This is a genomic window from Enterococcus sp. DIV1328a (genome assembly GCF_050536905.1).
Classification (GTDB): Bacteria; Bacillota; Bacilli; order Lactobacillales; family Enterococcaceae; genus Enterococcus; species Enterococcus faecalis.
In genome coordinates this window covers 1,409,683-1,427,970 of sequence record NZ_CP172912.1, presented here as the reverse complement: position 1 = coordinate 1,427,970, position 18,288 = coordinate 1,409,683, and the positions used below count along the sequence as shown (strand labels likewise).

The 18,288-nt window shown below is 39.6% G+C and carries 14 protein-coding genes; 13 read left to right on the top strand and 1 reads right to left on the bottom strand.

Features of this window, described 5'->3' with window-relative positions:
- The first annotated feature begins 7 nt into the window (after window positions 1-7).
- From IGL93_RS06900 to IGL93_RS06855, 10 genes are all read left to right on the top strand, one after another.
- Window positions 8-934, top strand: a complete 927-nt coding sequence (locus tag IGL93_RS06900) for an aspartate carbamoyltransferase catalytic subunit (protein WP_002357411.1) — start codon at window positions 8-10, stop codon at window positions 932-934.
- Between the two features lie 8 nt (window positions 935-942).
- Window positions 943-2,226: a dihydroorotase gene (locus IGL93_RS06895; protein ID WP_010713358.1), complete on the top strand. Its 1,284-nt coding sequence runs from the start codon at window positions 943-945 to the stop codon at window positions 2,224-2,226.
- Between the two features lie 2 nt (window positions 2,227-2,228).
- Complete coding sequence (locus IGL93_RS06890; RefSeq protein WP_025190545.1) at window positions 2,229-3,308, top strand: carbamoyl phosphate synthase small subunit; 1,080 nt, start codon at window positions 2,229-2,231, stop codon at window positions 3,306-3,308.
- Window positions 3,308-6,490 (top strand): carbamoyl-phosphate synthase large subunit, encoded by a 3,183-nt coding sequence (gene carB, locus IGL93_RS06885; RefSeq protein ID WP_010775874.1) that lies wholly within the window; start codon window positions 3,308-3,310, stop codon window positions 6,488-6,490. Before IGL93_RS06890 ends, carB begins: the two co-directional genes overlap by 1 nt.
- Before the next feature lie 107 nt (window positions 6,491-6,597).
- Window positions 6,598-7,389 (top strand): dihydroorotate dehydrogenase electron transfer subunit, encoded by a 792-nt coding sequence (locus tag IGL93_RS06880; protein ID WP_002365731.1) that lies wholly within the window; start codon window positions 6,598-6,600, stop codon window positions 7,387-7,389.
- Window positions 7,386-8,324, top strand: coding sequence for a dihydroorotate dehydrogenase (locus IGL93_RS06875; protein ID WP_284954795.1), 939 nt, complete (start codon window positions 7,386-7,388; stop codon window positions 8,322-8,324). The genes IGL93_RS06880 and IGL93_RS06875 overlap by 4 nt, the downstream gene beginning before the upstream one ends.
- A complete protein-coding gene (gene pyrF, locus IGL93_RS06870; RefSeq protein WP_002369313.1) occupies window positions 8,314-9,027 on the top strand; it encodes an orotidine-5'-phosphate decarboxylase in 714 nt (237 codons plus the stop codon). The genes IGL93_RS06875 and pyrF overlap by 11 nt, the downstream gene beginning before the upstream one ends.
- A 1-nt stretch (window position 9,028) precedes the next feature.
- Window positions 9,029-9,661: an orotate phosphoribosyltransferase gene (pyrE, locus tag IGL93_RS06865; protein ID WP_002357418.1), complete on the top strand. Its 633-nt coding sequence runs from the start codon at window positions 9,029-9,031 to the stop codon at window positions 9,659-9,661.
- A gap of 182 nt (window positions 9,662-9,843) precedes the next feature.
- A complete protein-coding gene (locus IGL93_RS06860; RefSeq protein WP_002394492.1) occupies window positions 9,844-10,557 on the top strand; it encodes a carbonic anhydrase in 714 nt (237 codons plus the stop codon).
- 18 nt (window positions 10,558-10,575) lie between these two features.
- Complete coding sequence (locus tag IGL93_RS06855) at window positions 10,576-11,505, top strand: LysR family transcriptional regulator (RefSeq protein ID WP_002361904.1); 930 nt, start codon at window positions 10,576-10,578, stop codon at window positions 11,503-11,505.
- Between the two features lie 188 nt (window positions 11,506-11,693).
- Here the strand turns inward: IGL93_RS06855 and IGL93_RS06850 are convergent, their stop codons facing one another.
- Window positions 11,694-12,740: a GntR family transcriptional regulator gene (locus tag IGL93_RS06850; RefSeq protein ID WP_010713359.1), complete on the bottom strand. Its 1,047-nt coding sequence runs from the start codon at window positions 12,738-12,740 to the stop codon at window positions 11,694-11,696.
- A gap of 156 nt (window positions 12,741-12,896) precedes the next feature.
- On the opposite strand from IGL93_RS06850, the gene IGL93_RS06845 reads away from it, so the two are divergent.
- The 3 genes from IGL93_RS06845 (at window position 12,897) to IGL93_RS06835 (ending at window position 18,234) form a co-directional block, all read left to right on the top strand.
- Window positions 12,897-14,192, top strand: a complete 1,296-nt coding sequence (locus IGL93_RS06845) for a glycoside hydrolase family 125 protein (RefSeq protein WP_284954760.1) — start codon at window positions 12,897-12,899, stop codon at window positions 14,190-14,192.
- 11 nt (window positions 14,193-14,203) lie between these two features.
- Entirely contained in the window at window positions 14,204-16,894 is a 2,691-nt protein-coding gene (locus IGL93_RS06840) for an alpha-mannosidase (RefSeq protein ID WP_010775872.1), read from the top strand.
- Window positions 16,895-17,055: 161 nt separating this feature from the next.
- On the top strand, window positions 17,056-18,234 hold the full coding sequence (locus tag IGL93_RS06835; RefSeq protein WP_010708710.1) for a pyridoxal phosphate-dependent aminotransferase: 1,179 nt from the start codon (window positions 17,056-17,058) through the stop codon (window positions 18,232-18,234).
- Window positions 18,235-18,288: the final 54 nt, after the last annotated feature.

The window sequence follows — 18,288 nt, the reverse complement described above, 5'->3', positions numbered from 1 at the left end:
TGGACGAATGATTATTACATCTGAACGAATTAGTTTAAAACATCTTTTAACTGCTGAGGCTTTAACCGACCGTGAAGTCATGGGGTTAATCCGTCGCGCAGGAGAATTTAAACAGGGGGCAAAATGGCACCCAGAAGAACGTCAATATTTTGCAACAAACTTGTTTTTTGAAAATAGTACTCGAACACATAAAAGTTTTGAGGTAGCTGAGAAAAAATTAGGCTTAGAAGTGATTGAGTTTGAAGCAAGTAGAAGTTCTGTTCAAAAAGGAGAAACGTTATACGACACAGTACTAACGATGTCGGCAATTGGTGTAGATGTAGCAGTCATTCGTCATGGTAAAGAAAATTATTACGATGAATTGATTCAAAGTAAAACGATTCAATGTTCTATTATTAACGGTGGGGACGGGAGTGGACAACACCCTACACAATGTTTATTGGATCTGATGACCATTTATGAAGAATTTGGTGGATTTGAAGGCTTGAAAGTGGCGATTGTGGGAGATATTACACATTCTCGCGTTGCTAAATCAAATATGCAGTTATTAAACCGTTTAGGCGCTGAAATTTATTTTTCAGGTCCAGAAGAGTGGTACGATCATCAGTTTGATGTCTATGGACAATATGTGCCATTAGATGAAATTGTTGAAAAAGTCGATGTGATGATGTTGCTTCGCGTGCAGCACGAACGTCATGATGGTAAGGAAAGTTTTTCAAAAGAAGGCTATCATTTGGAATATGGTTTAACCAACGAACGGGCAACTCGTTTACAGAAACACGCAATTATTATGCATCCAGCGCCAGTCAATCGGGATGTTGAACTGGCAGATGAATTAGTGGAAAGTCTGCAATCAAGAATCGTCGCGCAAATGAGTAACGGAGTCTTTATGCGCATGGCAATTTTGGAAGCAATTTTACATGGAAAGGCCTAGGTGGAGAAATGAAGACGTTAATTAAGAATGGAAAAATCATCAAAAAAGAGAATCAATTGATTGAGGCAGCACTTTGGCTAGAAAATGGTGTGATTCACGCAATCGGGGAATCGTTTGACGAAGCAGATTTTGAGCAAGTGTTTGATGCGAACGGGCAACTAATCACGCCAGGCTTGGTGGATGTGCATGTTCACTTTAGAGAACCAGGCTTTACGTATAAAGAAACGATTAAAACGGGTAGTAAAGCTGCTGCTCGCGGTGGTTTTACTACGGTTTGCGCAATGCCCAATTTGAATCCAGTACCAGATACGGCTGAAAAATTAAGTGAGGTTTACGACTTAATTCAAAAAGATGCAGTCGTGAAAGTTTTACAATATGCCCCCATTACAGAAGAGCTACGGAGTGAAGTTTTAACCAATCAGAAGGCCTTAAAAGAAGCGGGCGCCTTTGCATTTACGAATGATGGTGTTGGTGTACAAACGGCAGGAACGATGTACTTAGCCATGAAAGAAGCGGCTGCATTAGATATGACACTTGTTGCGCACACGGAAGATGAATCTTTATTATTTGGTGGTGTGATGCATGAAGGAGAAGTTTCTAAGAAATTAGGCCTACCAGGGATTTTAAGTGCAACGGAAGCTTCACAAATTGCTCGGGATATTACTTTAGCAAAAGAAACAGGCGTTCATTATCATGTTTGTCATGTTTCAACAGAAGAAAGCGTGCGCGTTATTCGGGATGCTAAAAAAGCAGGGATTCACGTAACAGCCGAAGTTTCGCCACACCATTTAATTTTAGTCGATGAGGATATTCCTGGTGACGAAGGGTTTTGGAAAATGAACCCGCCATTACGTGGTTTAGCAGATCGACAAGCATTGATTGACGGTTTGTTAGATGGCACGATTGATTGTATTGCTACCGACCATGCGCCCCATGGTTTAGAAGAAAAACAACAATCATTTTTAAACGCACCTTTTGGCATTGTCGGTAGTGAAACGGCCTTCCAATTGATTTATACGAACTTTGTCGAAACAGGCATTTTCACATTAGAACAAGTGATTGATTGGATGGCAGTGAAACCGGCAGAAATTTTTGGATTAAACGCAGGAACACTAACAATTGGTGCACCAGCAGATATTGCAGTTTTTGACTTAGCAACAGCTGCACCAATTGATGCAGAAGCATTTGAATCAATGGCTGTCAATACACCATTTACAGGGTGGACAGTCAAAGGAAAGACACTTATGACATTTGTTGACGGAGCATTAGCTTGGTCGGAGGAGGCGCAGTAGGTTTGAAAAGGTTATTGATTTTAGAAGACGGAACAGTATTTGAAGGAAAAGCGTTTGGTGCAGAAGGCAATGTAGTAGGAGAAGTTGTTTTTACTACTGGCATGACAGGTTACCAAGAAGCAATTACTGACCAAAGTTTTAATGGACAAATGATTACTTTTACGTATCCATTAGTTGGAAATTACGGGGTCAACCGAGATGATTATGAATCCATTGCACCAACCTGTAAAGGTGTCATTGTTAAAGAGCATGCGCGGGTTGCTTCAAATTGGCGTCAACAAATGACCTTGGATGAATTTTTAAAGCGCAAAGGGATTCCGGGAATTTCAGGAATTGATACGCGTGCGCTGACTCGTAAGTTACGATCAGCTGGAACAATGAAAGGGAGCATCATTGATGCCGTGGATGATTTGCCGCATGCGTTTGATCAATTAAAAGCGACAGTCATGCCGAAAAATCAAGTGGCACAAGTCTCCACCACTAAGCCTTATCCGAGTCCAGGTATTGGGCGTAATGTGGTCGTCGTTGATTTTGGGTTGAAACATAGTATTTTGCGAGAATTATCAAAACGGCAATGCAACTTAACCGTGTTGCCTTATAATACAACGGCCGAAGAGATTTTAGAATTAAGTCCCGATGGTGTCATGTTGACAAATGGGCCTGGAGATCCCAAAGATGTACCTGAAGCTATTGAAATGATTCAAACAATCCAAGGAAAAGTTCCAATTTTCGGCATCTGCTTAGGTCATCAGTTATTTTCATTAGCGAATGGTGCGGATACGTATAAGATGAAGTTTGGACATCGTGGTTTGAATCATCCTGTACGAGAAATTGCAACAGGACGCATTGATTTCACTTCACAAAATCACGGATATGCCGTGGATGAAGCAACAATTGATCCAGAAAAATTACTTGTGACCCACGTGGAAGTCAATGATGGAACGGTTGAAGGCGTACGTCATCGAGATTATCCTGCTTTTACTGTGCAATATCACCCAGATGCGGCTCCAGGACCGCACGATGGTCTTCATTTATTTGACGAATTTATGGAATTAATGGATGCATGGAAGGAGCAAAACTAATGCCAAAACGAACGGACATTAAGAAAATCATGGTGATTGGTTCAGGACCAATCATTATTGGACAAGCAGCAGAATTTGACTATGCAGGCACACAAGCCTGTTTAGCGCTAAAAGAAGAAGGGTATGAAGTTGTTTTAGTAAACTCAAATCCAGCGACCATCATGACCGATAAAGAAATCGCGGATCATGTTTATATTGAACCGATTACTTTAGAATTTGTTTCAAGAATTTTGCGAAAAGAACGTCCTGATGCTCTTCTACCAACATTAGGTGGTCAAACTGGATTAAATATGGCGATGGAATTATCGGAATCAGGAATTTTAGATGAGCTAAATGTAGAATTGCTAGGAACAAAGCTCAGTGCGATTGACCAAGCGGAAGACCGTGATTTATTTAAACAATTGATGGAAGAATTAGAACAACCGATTCCAGAAAGTGAAATTGTCAATACGGTGGAACAAGCCGTGGCTTTTGCCAAACAAATTGGCTATCCAATTATCGTTCGTCCCGCATTTACCTTAGGTGGAACAGGCGGCGGCATGTGCGATACGGAAGAAGAACTCCGTCAGATTGCCGAAAACGGTCTGAAATTATCACCAGTTACACAATGTTTAATTGAAAAAAGTATTGCTGGTTTTAAAGAAATTGAATATGAAGTAATGCGTGATTCGGCTGATAATGCGATTGTGGTTTGTAACATGGAAAACTTTGATCCTGTCGGCATTCACACTGGGGATTCGATTGTTTTTGCTCCGAGTCAAACTTTATCAGATTATGAATACCAAATGTTACGAGATGCGTCCTTGAAAATTATTCGTGCATTAAAAATTGAAGGTGGCTGTAATGTTCAATTAGCTTTGGACCCGCATAGCTTTAATTATTATGTGATTGAAGTGAATCCTCGTGTTTCTCGCTCATCTGCACTTGCTAGTAAAGCCACAGGGTATCCCATTGCGAAGTTAGCCGCAAAAATTGCTGTTGGTTTAACATTAGATGAAATGAAAAATCCAGTTACTGGAACCACTTATGCCGAATTTGAACCGGCTTTGGACTATGTTGTTTCCAAAATTCCTCGTTGGCCTTTTGACAAATTTGAAAAAGGTGCTCGAGAACTAGGAACGCAAATGAAAGCAACCGGGGAAGTCATGGCAATTGGCCGCAATATTGAAGAATCCTTATTAAAAGCAGTTCGTTCTTTAGAAATTGGTGCTTATCACAACGAGTTAAAAGAACTAAGTCATGTCAGTGATTTAGAATTAACGAAGAAAATGGTCCATGCGCAAGATGATCGATTGTTCTACTTATCAGAAGCCATTCGCAGAGGATATAGCATCGAAGAATTACAAAGTTTAACGAAAATTGATTTATTCTTCTTGGATAAACTTTTACACATTATCGAAATTGAAACAGCCCTTGAAAGTCACGTGGACAACGTAGCTGTTTTGAAAGAAGCCAAACAAAATGGTTTTTCTGATCGGAAAATCGCAGCACTTTGGGGACAAACAGAACAAGCCATCGCTGACTTCCGCAGAGCCAATCAAATTGTGCCCGTCTATAAAATGGTGGATACGTGTGCTGCAGAGTTTGAATCACACACGCCTTATTTTTATAGCACGTATGAAGTGGAAAACGAAAGCAATGTTTCGAAAAAGCCTTCTGTACTAGTATTAGGTTCTGGTCCCATTCGCATTGGTCAAGGGGTCGAGTTTGATTATGCAACGGTTCATTCTGTCAAAGCAATCCAAGCGGCTGGTTATGAAGCAATTATTATGAATAGTAATCCTGAAACAGTTTCAACAGATTTCTCTGTTTCTGATAAATTATACTTTGAGCCATTAACTTTAGAAGACGTCATGAATGTGATTGATTTAGAAAATCCGATTGGCGTGATCGTCCAATTTGGTGGACAAACAGCGATTAATTTAGCTGAGCCGCTCACAAAACAAGGCGTTAAAATTCTTGGAACAACGATTGAAGATTTAGATCGTGCGGAAAATCGTGATTTATTTGAACAAGCTTTGCAAGAGTTAGCGATTCCTCAACCACCAGGAGATACGGCCACAAGTGCAGAAGAAGCAGTCGTGATTGCTGATCGTATCGGCTATCCCGTTTTAGTGCGTCCAAGTTATGTTTTAGGTGGTCGTGCAATGGAAATTGTCGAAAATCAAAAGGATTTGGAAGATTATATGCGACATGCAGTCAAAGCTTCTCCAGAACATCCTGTCTTAGTTGATAGCTATTTATTGGGACAAGAATGTGAAGTTGATGCCATTTGTGATGGTGAAACAGTACTAATTCCAGGGATTATGGAACATATTGAACGAGCTGGCGTGCATTCTGGTGATTCAATGGCGGTTTATCCACCGCAGTATCTTTCTCAAGAAATTCAAGCAACGATTGCCGATTATACAAAAAAACTGGCACTTGGTTTAAACTGTGTAGGTATGATGAATATTCAATTTGTTATTCATGAAAATCGTGTTTATGTGATTGAAGTGAATCCTCGTGCGAGTCGAACAGTTCCTTTCTTAAGTAAAATCACAGGGATTCCGATGGCCCAAGTTGCTACAAAAGCGATTCTTGGTGAGAAATTGACTGACCTAGGATATCAAGATGGATTATATCCTGAAAGTAAACAAGTTCATGTGAAAGCCCCTGTATTCTCCTTTACGAAACTACAAAAAGTAGACACGTACTTAGGGCCTGAAATGAAATCAACTGGGGAAGTTATGGGTAGTGATTATTATTTAGAAAAAGCCTTGTATAAAGCCTTTGAAGCATCTGGTTTGCATTTGCCAAGTTATGGAGCTGTACTTTTCACCATTGCTGATGAAACAAAAGAAGAGGCGTTAGAAATTGCTAAGCGTTTTTCAGCAATTGGCTATAGTTTAGTCGCAACGGAAGGAACCGCTGACTTTTTAGCGAAGCATCAGTTGCCTGTTAAGAAAGTGACGAAAATTTCTAATCCTGAAGGGGAAACCGTGCTGGATGTCATTCGTAATGGGAATGCACAAGTGGTAATCAATACCATGGATAAAAATCGTTCCAGTGCCAACCAAGATGGGTTTTCAATCCGTCGGGAAGCAGTCGAACATGGGATTCCATTGTTTACCTCACTTGACACAGCAAATGCGATTTTAAAAGTTTTAGAATCAAGAGCCTTTACGACAGAAGCCATTTAAGCAAAAATCTGGAACAATCGTCTGAGGAGGACTGTTCCAGATTCTTTTACGAAGAAATAGAAAATCATTTATAGGGGAATCAGAGAATAAAGGAGTGAAGGATACTGATGCAGAGAAAGCAAGAAATGATGACCATTGTAGCTCAAAAACAGTTAGCGCCACGGATTTATCAGTTAGACTTACAAGGCGAGTTAGTGAAAGAGATGACACGACCTGGACAGTTTGTGCATATCAAGGTTCCGCGTGCAGATTTACTTTTGCGGCGACCGATTAGCATCAACCAAATTGATCATTCGAACGAAACCTGTCGTTTGATTTATCGAGTCGAAGGCGCTGGAACGGAAGTGTTTGCCACCATGAAGGCTGGTGAACAATTAGATATTTTAGGTCCTTTAGGAAACGGCTTTGATATAACTACCGTAGCAGCTGGTCAGACTGCTTTTATCGTTGGCGGAGGAATCGGGATTCCCCCATTGTATGAATTATCAAAGCAACTTAATGAAAAAGGCGTGAAAGTGATTCATTTTCTTGGTTATGCATCAAAAGAGGTTGCTTATTACCAACAAGAATTTATGGCATTAGGAGAAACACATTTTGCCACAGATGACGGCTCGTTTGGCGCTCATGGCAACGTGGGCCGTTTATTGTCAGAAGCGTTAGCAAAAGGACGGATCCCTGATGCAGTTTATGCTTGTGGTGCGAATGGTATGTTAAAAGCAATTGATTCTTTATTTCCAACACATCCACACGTTTACCTTTCTTTAGAAGAACGGATGGCCTGTGGAATTGGGGCTTGCTATGCCTGCGTTTGCCATAAAAAAGGAGACACTACTGGAGCAAAAAGTGTCAAGGTCTGTGATGAAGGTCCGATTTTTAAAGCAAGTGAGGTTATCTTATAATGAAAAATCCTTTAGCCGTTTCAATTCCAGGTTTAACATTAAAAAATCCAATTATTCCCGCCAGTGGTTGCTTTGGGTTCGGGGAAGAATATGCTAACTATTATGACCTTGATCAATTAGGTTCAATTATGATTAAGGCAACAACGCCCCAAGCACGATATGGAAATCCCACGCCACGTGTAGCTGAAACACCTAGTGGTATGCTAAATGCCATTGGATTGCAGAATCCAGGTTTAGAAGTGGTTATGCAAGAAAAATTACCGAAATTAGAAAAATACCCTAACTTACCGATTATCGCAAATGTTGCAGGTGCTTGCGAAGAGGACTATGTGGCTGTTTGCACAAAAATTGGGCAAGCGCCTAACGTCAAAGCAATTGAACTGAATATTTCCTGTCCTAATGTGAAACATGGCGGCATAGCTTTTGGTACAGATCCAGACATTGCTTTTCAATTAACACAAGCAGTCAAAAAAGTCGCCTCTGTTCCGATTTATGTTAAACTATCACCAAACGTAACGGACATTGTGCCGATCGCCCAAGCAATTGAAGCAGGGGGCGCAGACGGTTTTTCTATGATTAATACATTGCTAGGGATGCGCATTGATTTAAGAACGAGAAAACCTATTTTAGCCAATCAAACTGGTGGACTATCTGGCCCAGCCATTAAACCTGTTGCTATTCGCTTAATCCGACAAGTCGCCAGTGTTTCTCAGTTGCCAATTATTGGAATGGGTGGTGTTCAAACAGTGGATGATGTCTTGGAAATATTCATGGCAGGTGCTAGCGCTGTCGGGGTTGGTACGGCCAACTTTACAGATCCATACATTTGTCCGAAGTTGATTGACGGATTACCTAAGCGAATGGAAGAGTTAGGTATTGAATCGTTGGAACAATTAATTAAAGAAGTGAGAGAGGGGCAGCAAAATGCACGATAGACCAATTATTGCGTTAGATTTTCCCACGCAAAAAGAAGTGGCTGTTTTTTTAGAAAAATTCCCTAAGGAAGAAGCCTTGTTTGTTAAAGTGGGGATGGAACTTTTTTACGCAGAAGGACCAGCGATTGTTCGCTGGCTTAAAGAACAAGGGCACGATGTTTTCTTGGATTTAAAATTACATGATATTCCGAATACTGTGGAAAAAGCGATGACAAATTTAGCAAAATTAGGCGTTGCCATTACTAATGTCCATGCAGCAGGGGGCGTTCGAATGATGCAAGCAGCTAAGGAAGGTCTAATCAAAGGGACTCAGCCAGGCGCTAAGGTTCCTGAGTTAATTGCTGTAACCCAGTTGACTTCTACTAGTGAAGAAGAGATGCACCATGATCAATTAATCAACGTTCCTTTAGAGACAAGTGTCATTCATTATGCTAAATGTGCGGAAAAAGCGGGTCTGGATGGCGTGGTTTGTTCAGCATTAGAAGCACGTGGTATTCAAGAAGCAACCAAGCAGACGTTTATTTGCTTAACACCTGGTATTCGTCCAGCAGGAAGTGCAGTAGGTGACCAACAACGGGTCGTTACGCCGCAACATGCTCGCGAAATTGGGTCCACATATATCGTTGTTGGCCGACCTATTACCCAAGCAGAAAATCCTTATGAAGCCTATCAAGAAATCAAAAAAGACTGGAGCGAAAAGTAACATGACAAAAGTAGCAAAAAAGATTGCCAAAGATTTATTAGATATTGAAGCGGTATTTTTAAACCCTAATGAGCCGTTTACCTGGGCAAGTGGCATAAAAAGCCCGATTTATTGTGATAACCGTATCACGATGAGTTATCCTGCTGTGCGTAAAGAAATTGCAGAAGGCTTAGCGGCAAAAATTAAAGAGACTTTCCCAGAAGTCGAAGTGATTGCTGGGACAGCTACCGCAGGGATTCCACATGCGGCATGGGTAGCCGATATTTTAGGATTACCAATGGTTTATATCCGCAGTAAAGCCAAAGATCACGGCAAAGGGAATCAAATTGAAGGCCGAATTTCTGAAGGACAAAAAATGGTAGTTATCGAGGATTTAATTTCAACAGGCGGTAGCGTGTTAGAAGCGGCAGAAGCGGCGGAACGTGAAGGAGCAACGGTTTTAGGCGTTGCGGCAATCTTCACTTATGAGTTACCCAAAGGAACGGCAAATTTTGCAGATAAACAGATGACGTTACTAACGTTAACCAATTATTCAACTTTAATTGATGCTGCATTAGAAGCAAATTATATCGAAGAAAAAGATGTTACCTTATTACAAGAATGGAAAAAAGATCCTGAAAACTGGGGCAAATAACCGTTGAACTAAAGAAGGTTCTTGTCGTCTGATTTTTAGTGTCATTTTCAGTAACCAGATTTAACGGTAGGAGAACTTAGGTCATTTGCCGAGGCGCGTAATGATCTAAGTTCTTTTGTTTGACGTAGAAAAGATGTTAGGATAGAGTTTTAACATGAGTTTTACCTGATTACTATGTGGAAATGAAGGAAGAGTGTATGAAAAAAATAAAAAATATGGACGTTGAATGGAGCTATACAGGCAACGATGGACCAGAACATTGGCATACGCTATGTGACTGGTTTGCAGAAGGTGCTAAGTTTGCTTATCAATCGCCAATTGCTTTAGAAAAAGAAAGTGCTGAGACAATAAATTCTCAGATTACGTTTCATTATAAAAAAGAAGAATTCACTGAAAAGGAATTCAAAAATACGTTTCATTTTGTACCACCAAATACGGAAAGTTACGTAATGTTTGAAAATGTTGCGTATCATTTAACCGATATCCATTTTCATATGCCTAGCGAACATTTGCTGTCGGGAAAGCAGTATCCGCTAGAATTCCATTTGGTTCATATGAATGATGCTGGCGAAAATTTAGTTGTCGGTTGCCTGTTTACCATCACAGAGGAAGAAAATCGTTTTTCAGAAGCGAATCATCCGATGGACTGGGAAAACGGCACGCACCAACAATGGTTTAATCCGTCAATCTTTTTACCAGAGGAGCGTCTACACTACCATTATGTAGGCTCGTTAACAACACCGCCAACTAAGGGTCCAGTGAAATGGTTTGTATTTGACACCATTCAAAAAATGGATCAAGCCTTTTTAAATAAGATTAAGGAAGGTATGTTGGCCTTTAACAATCGGCCCCTTCAGCCGTTGAATGGGCGTAAGATTTATTTTTCAAATGATTAGTGTGTGGAGGAAAAAGTGTTGAATATTCAACAAATGAAGTATGTTGCTGCCATAGCTAACAATGGGAGTTTTCGGGAAGCAGCCAAAAAACTATTTATTACACAACCTAGCTTGTCAAATAGTATTCGGGAATTAGAAGAAGAACTAGGAATTTCCCTCTTTTTACGTACCAATAAGGGCGCTTTTTTAACAGAAGAAGGAATGGTTTTTTTAGAACAAGCAGAGAAAGTCTTAGTTCAAATGGAGTTATTGGAAAATCGCTATCGCGAGACAGTGACCAGCGAACGATTCTCCATCTCTTCACAACATTACGATTTTTTAGGTGAGGTAATTGCCAAAGTTCTTAAAAAGTATGGGGATCAATATAAAGATTTTCGTGTCTTTGAAACCACGACCTTAAAAGTAATTGAAGATGTCAAAGGATTTCACAGTGAGTTGGGGATTATTTATTTAAATGAACAAAATAGTGTCAGTATTGAACGGTATTTAGAACAAGCTAATCTAGCCTACGAGGTAATTAGTACTTTTAATACACACATTTTTTTAGGAAATCATCATCCTTTAGCCAAGCAAAAAGAAATTCATTTAGAGGAATTAGTTCCCTATCCACAAGTCCGCTTTAATCAAGAAGGAAGCAATTTTTCCTATTTTTCTGAAGATTTAGTTGAAATTCCTGAACAGGAATCGGTCATTCATACTACAGATCGTGGAACCTTGATGAATTTGTTGGTAGAAACCAATGCTTATGCTTCTGGTTCAGGAGTCGTAACGGGTTTTACGAAGAAAGAAATTCGGTTAGTGCCATTGGCGCCAGCCTTGGAAAATCGTATTTGTTTACTCTTTCCCAAAAATCGGGAAATCAGTCCGATTGGTCGCTACTTTATCAAAGAACTAAAAGCGTTGTTTAAAAAAGAGGTAGATACCAAAACATTTAGCACTAAGGAATAAAAAGAAGAGGTCGGGACAGAAGTGTTTAACTCCGAGAAATAAGAAGGAATTTCCGAAAATTGTTCTTTAATTTTTGGAGAATTTCGGCTTATTTCCGAAGGAGTTGCTTCTGTACCCGCCGTTTATTAGTTTTTGAGCGTGGAGCAAAAATCCAAAGTGATTTTTGTCCCACGCTCTTCTTTTTTGGCTCATTTTGAAACAGTAGAAATGGTTTCTCTTTCAATTAATGTGACAGGCACTTGAATGTCTTCTATGATTTGAAGATCTTGTTGCATCGTTTGTAATAACACTTCGCCAGCTAGTTTTCCCATTTCTTTAAAGTCTTGCGCCATGGTTGTTAATGGCGGTTCGACAAATGCTGCTGCTTGAATATCGTCAAAACCAATAATCGATAATTCTTTTGGCACATGAATATCTAGGTTTTTACAGTTTCGTAAACAATGTAACGCGCTGAAGTCATTATCGCAGACCACGGCTGTGAGTTGGTGCGCCTCAAAATACTGTTTAAAGTTGTGTTCATCTAAGAGATTGGTTTCTGTGATTGCTGTATGGAACGCCAGATTGGCTTCTTTTAAAGCTTGGAGATAACCTAAATAACGTTGCCGAACGGATTGTAGCGCCGGACTTCCTGAAAGGATATATCCAATTTTTGTATGTCCTAAGCCAATTAAGCGTTCGGTTGCTGTTTTACCACCAGCAAAGTTGTCTGATTGAATGGTTGCAAAAGGCAAATCATGGATCTTTTTATCCAAGACAACGACTGGAAAATTCATCAAAGCCAACTCAAACAATAAGTCGAGGTAGTCATTACTAGTAGCAGCATAATAGACAAGCCCGGCAAACTCATTCACAATGTCCGCAGCATTTTTCTCTCTCAAAAAATTAGGCGAGGTCATAAAGACTTCTAAACCAGCTGCTTGAATAGTAGGGGCCAAACCGCTATAGAAATTTCCTACTGATAAATCGTCTGCAAATGGCAATAAAAAAAGAACTTTATTTAAAGAGGTATGAAGAGGATGCTTTGGTGCTTGAACAAAACTTCCTTTTCCTTGGTGACGTTGGATTACGCCTTGGGTTTCCAACTCAGTTAGCGCTCGTTTGGACGTAATTCTACTGACGTTAAACTGAGCCGATAATTCTTTTTCGGTAGGCACTTGCGCTCCAACAGGCAATCGCCCTGAATCAATTTCATTTTGTAAATAATCAATAATTTGTTGATATAATGGTTGCTTCATTCATTTCACCTCACAATAAGATATATCTTATTTATAGTTTACCATAAATTAATTGGTTTTAAAATGAAAAAAATGATCGAAATCACTAGACAAAGTGAAATGTAAACGCTATAATTCAATTGTTAAATGATATATCAAATTTAAGAGGTGACGAGAATGGTTTATACAGAAGTTCCAAAATCCGTAGCAACATTTATGGAGACAATTACAGAAAAATGCGGTGAAGCACATCAAGATTGGGCAAAAAACTTTCAGGCGGCCTTTGCCAATACTTTACTAACAACAGTGAAACGTCAAGAAGATGGTACTACCTTTTTATTAACAGGCGATATTCCAGCAATGTGGTTGAGAGACTCAACAGCACAAGTTCGTCCCTATTTAGTGATTGCGAAAGAAGACGAAGACCTTGCTCAAATGATTGCTGGGTTGGTTAAGCGCCAGTTTCGTTATATTTGCATTGATCCTTATGCCAATGCGTTTAATGAAACAGATAATCATGCAGGCCATCAAACTGATAAGACCGAAATGAATGGCTGGATTTGGGAACGGAAATATGAAATTGATTCATTATGTTACCCGGTCCAATTAGCCTATTTACTTTATAAAAATACTGGGATGACCGAACAATTTAATTCAGATTTTGTGGAAGGCGTCAAAAAAATTCTCAACGTTTTCACAACAGAACAAGATCACGCACAGTCACCTTATTTATTTGAACGAGATACGTGGCGTCAAGAAGATACGTTGGTTGAAGCAGGGAAAGGAACACCAGTTGGCAAAACAGGGATGACATGGTCAGGCTTCCGTCCTAGTGATGATGCCTGCCAATATGGTTACTTAGTTCCTTCTAATATGTTTGCAGTCGTAATTTTAGGCTATATTCAAGAAATTTTCTCTGATGTTTATGTTTTAGAAGATGCTACGATTGTGGCGATTGCTAAAAAATTACAAGAAGAGATTGAAGAAGGCATCCAAACATTTGGACGAACAAAAAATCAAAATAACGAAACGATTTATGCGTATGAAGTGGATGGCTTAGGCAATGCAAGCGTGATGGATGACAGTAATGTTCCCAATTTAGTAGCAGCCCCTTATCTGGGTTATTGTTCAACAGAGGATGAACAATATTTAACAACGCGTCAAACCTTATTAAGTAAAGAAAATCCTTACTTCTATGAAGGCAAATACGCAAAAGGGATTGGTAGCTCGCATACACCAGAAAATTACGTGTGGCCGATTGCTTTAGCAATGGAAGGAATGACAACCAAAGATAAAGCAGAAAAAGAACGAATTTTAGATTTATTAGTTGCCACAGATGCGGGGACTCATTTGATGCATGAAGGTTTTGACGTAGATAACCCTGAAAATTATACAAGAGAATGGTTTTCATGGGCTAATATGATGTTTTGTGAATTAGTTATGGATTATTTTGACATCCGAGTGGAAAAATAGGAGGAAAAGTGATGACAAAGAAAAAAGTCTATATTGTTTCCCATAGTCATTGGGATCGTGAATGGTATCTGCCTTATGAAGAACATCATATGCGCTTAATTGAATTAGTGGATAATGTATTAGATTTAATTGAAAATGATCCAGAGTTTAACAGTTTCCATTTAGATGGACAAACGATTATCTTAGACGACTATTTACAAGTTCGCCCAGAGAAAAAAGAAGCCGTAAAAAAAGCTGTCCAAGCAGGCAAACTAAAAATCGGACCATTTTATATTTTACAAGATGACTTTTTAATTAGCTCTGAATCCAATGTTCGAAACATGCTGATTGGGCATTTAGAAAGTCAAAAATGGGGAGCACCAGTTCAATTAGGTTACTTCCCGGATACATTTGGGAATATGGGTCAAACACCTCAAATGATGCAATTAGCAAATCTGCCTGCGGCTGCCTTTGGACGCGGGGTGAAACCGATTGGCTTTGATAATCAAGTCTTAGAAAGCGACTATAGCTCACAATATTCTGAAATGTGGTGGGAAGGTCCTGACCAAACGAAAATTTTCGGCTTGCTTTTTGCGAACTGGTATAGTAACGGGAACGAAATTCCTTCTGAAAAAGAAGCAGCAATCGCTTTTTGGAAACAAAAATTGGCTGATGTGGAACGTTACGCTTCCACGAACCATTTATTGATGATGAATGGGGTCGACCACCAACCGGTACAAAGAGATATTACTAAGGCCATCGCTTTAGCCAATGAACTATTCCCAGAATATGAATTTATTCATTCCAATTTCGATGACTATTTGAAAGCTGTTCAAGAGGAGTTACCAGAAGATTTAGGAACAGTAACAGGTGAATTAACGAGTCAAGAAACGGATGGCTGGTACACATTAGCCAATACTTCTTCTGCTCGCGTCTATTTAAAACAGTGGAACACAAAAGTCCAACGCCAATTAGAAAATATCGCAGAACCTTTAGCAGCAATGGCTTACGAAGTAACTGGCGACTACCCACATGACCAATTTGATTATGCTTGGAAAACATTGCTTCAAAACCATCCGCACGATAGTATTTGTGGCTGTTCTGTCGACGAGGTTCACCGAGGCATGATGACTCGCTTTGAAAATGCCAATGATGTCGGGCATTTCTTAGCAGATGAAGCAACACGACAATTAACAGAAGCAATTGATACAAGTGTTTTCCCAGAAAAAGCGCACCCGTTTGTTTTATTTAATACTAGTGGCTATCAGAAAACGGAGGTTGTCACTGTGGAAGTGGAGATTGAACGATTGCCATTTTATACAGGAAAACCTGAAGATCTTTATCATGAATTAAAACAAAAAGCCACCCCAGATTATCAAGTGATTGATCCAACTGGAAAAGCCGTTGCAAGCCGTATTGTCAAAGAAGATGTTCGTTTTGGTTACGATTTACCTAAAGATGCCTTCCGTCAACCGTACATGGCCAAATACTTAACGGTCGAATTATCTGTCAAAGAAATGGCGCCATTCTCTTGGGATAGCTTTGCATTGATTCAAGGAGAAACGAAAGCTTTTGAAGGAAGTCTTTTGGCTCAACCAGCAACAAATGAAATGGAAAACGAATTTATTCAAGTGAAAATTGAAAACAATGGTAGCTTAACCATTGCTGACAAAAAAACAGGAGAAACATTTTCAAAATTGTTAACATTTGAAGATACTGGCGACATTGGGAATGAATATATCTTTTTCAAACCGACCGAAGACCAAGGAATTACAACCGAAAATGTAACGGCTGAAATCACGAATAAAGAAAATTCCCCTGTAAAAGCAAGTTATCAAATTAAACAAACCGTCATGTTACCAGTTGCAGCAGATGAACGATTAGAAGAAGAACAAAAGGCTGTTCGTGAGTTTAGAGAACGCCATGCACAACGTTCAACGACGCTTCGCCCGTTCGAAATAACGACAGTGGTTACAATGATCAAAGAAAGTAACCAATTGTTCTTTGAAACAACCATTAATAATCAAATCAAAGATCATCGTTTACGCGTGCTTTTCCCAACTGGCATGGTCACAGAAACACATGAAGCGGATAGTATTTATGAAGTCGTGACACGACCAAATCAAGTAAGCGACACATGGGAAAATCCAACAAACCCGCAGCACCAACAAGCGTTTGTGAATGTTCATGACCAAAACAAAGGCGTGACTATCTTTAATGAAGGCTTAAATGAGTATGAAGTCTTAGCAGATGGAACCATTGCGGTCACATTAATTCGTTGTGTTGGCGAACTAGGTGATTGGGGCTATTTTGCGACACCAGAAGCACAATGCCAAGGAGAATATACCTTTAAATATGGTTTGTCATTGCATGGAAAACCAGAAGAACGCTTTGCTACGTATCAACAAGCCTATAGTGCACAAATTCCTTTTACTGCAGCTACTACTGCGCGTCATGAAGGTAAACTAGCACCGAACCATGTCTATTTGACAACGGTAGAAGGACCAATTGGTTGGACAGCCGTTAAACGTCAAGAGCAAACGAATCATTTAGTCGTTCGTGGCTTTAATCTAACAGCGCAAAATATTCCTTGTGAACTTCACAAAGAGACACAACCAGCGACTTGTTTAACAAATGTATTAGAAGAACCGTTGACACCGGCGATAGAAGTTGATGCACCATTACGTCCGTTTGAAATTCGGACATGGCGTTTCGAAAAATAAATAAATAGGAGAACTTTGTTGAAAAGGGCAAAGTTCTCCTATTTTCTTCTCTGTCGTTTTTTTGAGATATTTATAATAAAAATCTAGCGAAACAATGAGAAAATCATTCATTTTACGGTCAATTTGTGCTACTATAACGTCAACTGAAGGAGTGAAGCTAAATGGATTTAACCAATCGTTTTAATCGTCAAGTAAATAAAATTGCTGTTTCTTTAATTCGTCAATTTGACGAACAAGTCTCAGGAATTGAAGGTATTTTAAAATTAACGCTAGGAGAGCCGGATTTTAACACACCTGAGCATGTCAAAAAAGCAGCCAAAGAAGCAATTGATGCGAATTTTTCTCATTATACAGGGATGTCTGGTTTGTTAGATGTCCGTGAAGCAGCCGCTTATTTTATGAAAGAAAAGTACCATTTGACTTACAAGCCTGCGACAGAAATTTTAGTAACAGTTGGAGCAACAGAAGCGATTTCAGCTTCGTTATTAGCAATTTTAGAACAAGGTGACAAAGTGCTATTGCCAGCACCTATTTACCCAGGGTATGAACCAATTATTACATTGGCGGGGGCGGAGCCGGTATATTTGGACACACGAGACAACGATTTTGTCTTGACCCCTGAAATGATTGAAGCGGCAATGGCCGAGCATGGGGAACAAGTCAAAGCAATTATTTTAAATTATCCTAGTAACCCAACTGGTGTCACCTATAACCGCCAAGAGTTGCAAGCAATTGCTGATGTTCTAAAAAAATACGACATTTTTGTGATTAGCGATGAAATTTATAGTGAGTTAACTTATGATGAGAGTCATGTTTCGATTGCTGAAATGTTACGTGACCAAACGATTTTAATTAACGGTTTGTCGAAATCACATGCCATGACAGGCTGGCGGATTGGCTTTATTTTTGCACCAGCGATTTTAACAGCGGAGATCATTAAAGTTCATCAGTATTTAGTTACTGCGGCTGCAACAGTGTCTCAAAAAGCGGCTGTTCGTGCCTTAATCGAAGGAATGCATGATGCTGAAATTATGAAAGAAGAGTATCGGAAACGGCGCGATTTTGTTTATGAACAGATGACTCAATTGGGGTTTGAGGTTGCGCGTCCAAATGGCGCCTTTTATATTTTTGCTAAGATTCCTACTGGTTATGAACAAGATTCTATGAAATTTTGTATTGATTTAGCGCAAAAAGAAGCAGTAGCGTTGATTCCAGGTATTTCTTTTGGTCCAGAAGCAGAAGGATACGTCCGAATTAGTTATGCGTCCGATATGGATAAATTAACAACGGCCATGGAACGAATTGCACATTACATGGCGACACAACGCGTAACGCACTAGCCTTTATAGATTCTTTACACACCTTTACCTTTTATTTACATTTAATTGAAACAG

Excerpts from the sequence above, each read along its gene's own strand:
- IGL93_RS06900 (WP_002357411.1), top strand. The coding sequence starts at position 8 with ATGATTATTACATCTGAACGAATTAGTTTAAAACATCTTTTAACTGCT.
- IGL93_RS06895 (WP_010713358.1), top strand. The coding sequence starts at position 943 with ATGAAGACGTTAATTAAGAATGGAAAAATCATCAAAAAAGAGAATCAA.
- carB (WP_010775874.1), top strand. The coding sequence starts at position 3,308 with ATGCCAAAACGAACGGACATTAAGAAAATCATGGTGATTGGTTCAGGA.
- IGL93_RS06880 (WP_002365731.1), top strand. The coding sequence starts at position 6,598 with ATGCAGAGAAAGCAAGAAATGATGACCATTGTAGCTCAAAAACAGTTA.
- pyrF (WP_002369313.1), top strand. The coding sequence starts at position 8,314 with ATGCACGATAGACCAATTATTGCGTTAGATTTTCCCACGCAAAAAGAA.
- pyrE (WP_002357418.1), top strand. The coding sequence starts at position 9,029 with ATGACAAAAGTAGCAAAAAAGATTGCCAAAGATTTATTAGATATTGAA.
- IGL93_RS06860 (WP_002394492.1), top strand. The coding sequence starts at position 9,844 with ATGAAGGAAGAGTGTATGAAAAAAATAAAAAATATGGACGTTGAATGG.
- IGL93_RS06850 (WP_010713359.1), bottom strand. The coding sequence starts at position 12,740 with ATGAAGCAACCATTATATCAACAAATTATTGATTATTTACAAAATGAA.
- IGL93_RS06845 (WP_284954760.1), top strand. The coding sequence starts at position 12,897 with ATGGTTTATACAGAAGTTCCAAAATCCGTAGCAACATTTATGGAGACA.
- IGL93_RS06840 (WP_010775872.1), top strand. The coding sequence starts at position 14,204 with ATGACAAAGAAAAAAGTCTATATTGTTTCCCATAGTCATTGGGATCGT.
- IGL93_RS06835 (WP_010708710.1), top strand. The coding sequence starts at position 17,056 with ATGGATTTAACCAATCGTTTTAATCGTCAAGTAAATAAAATTGCTGTT.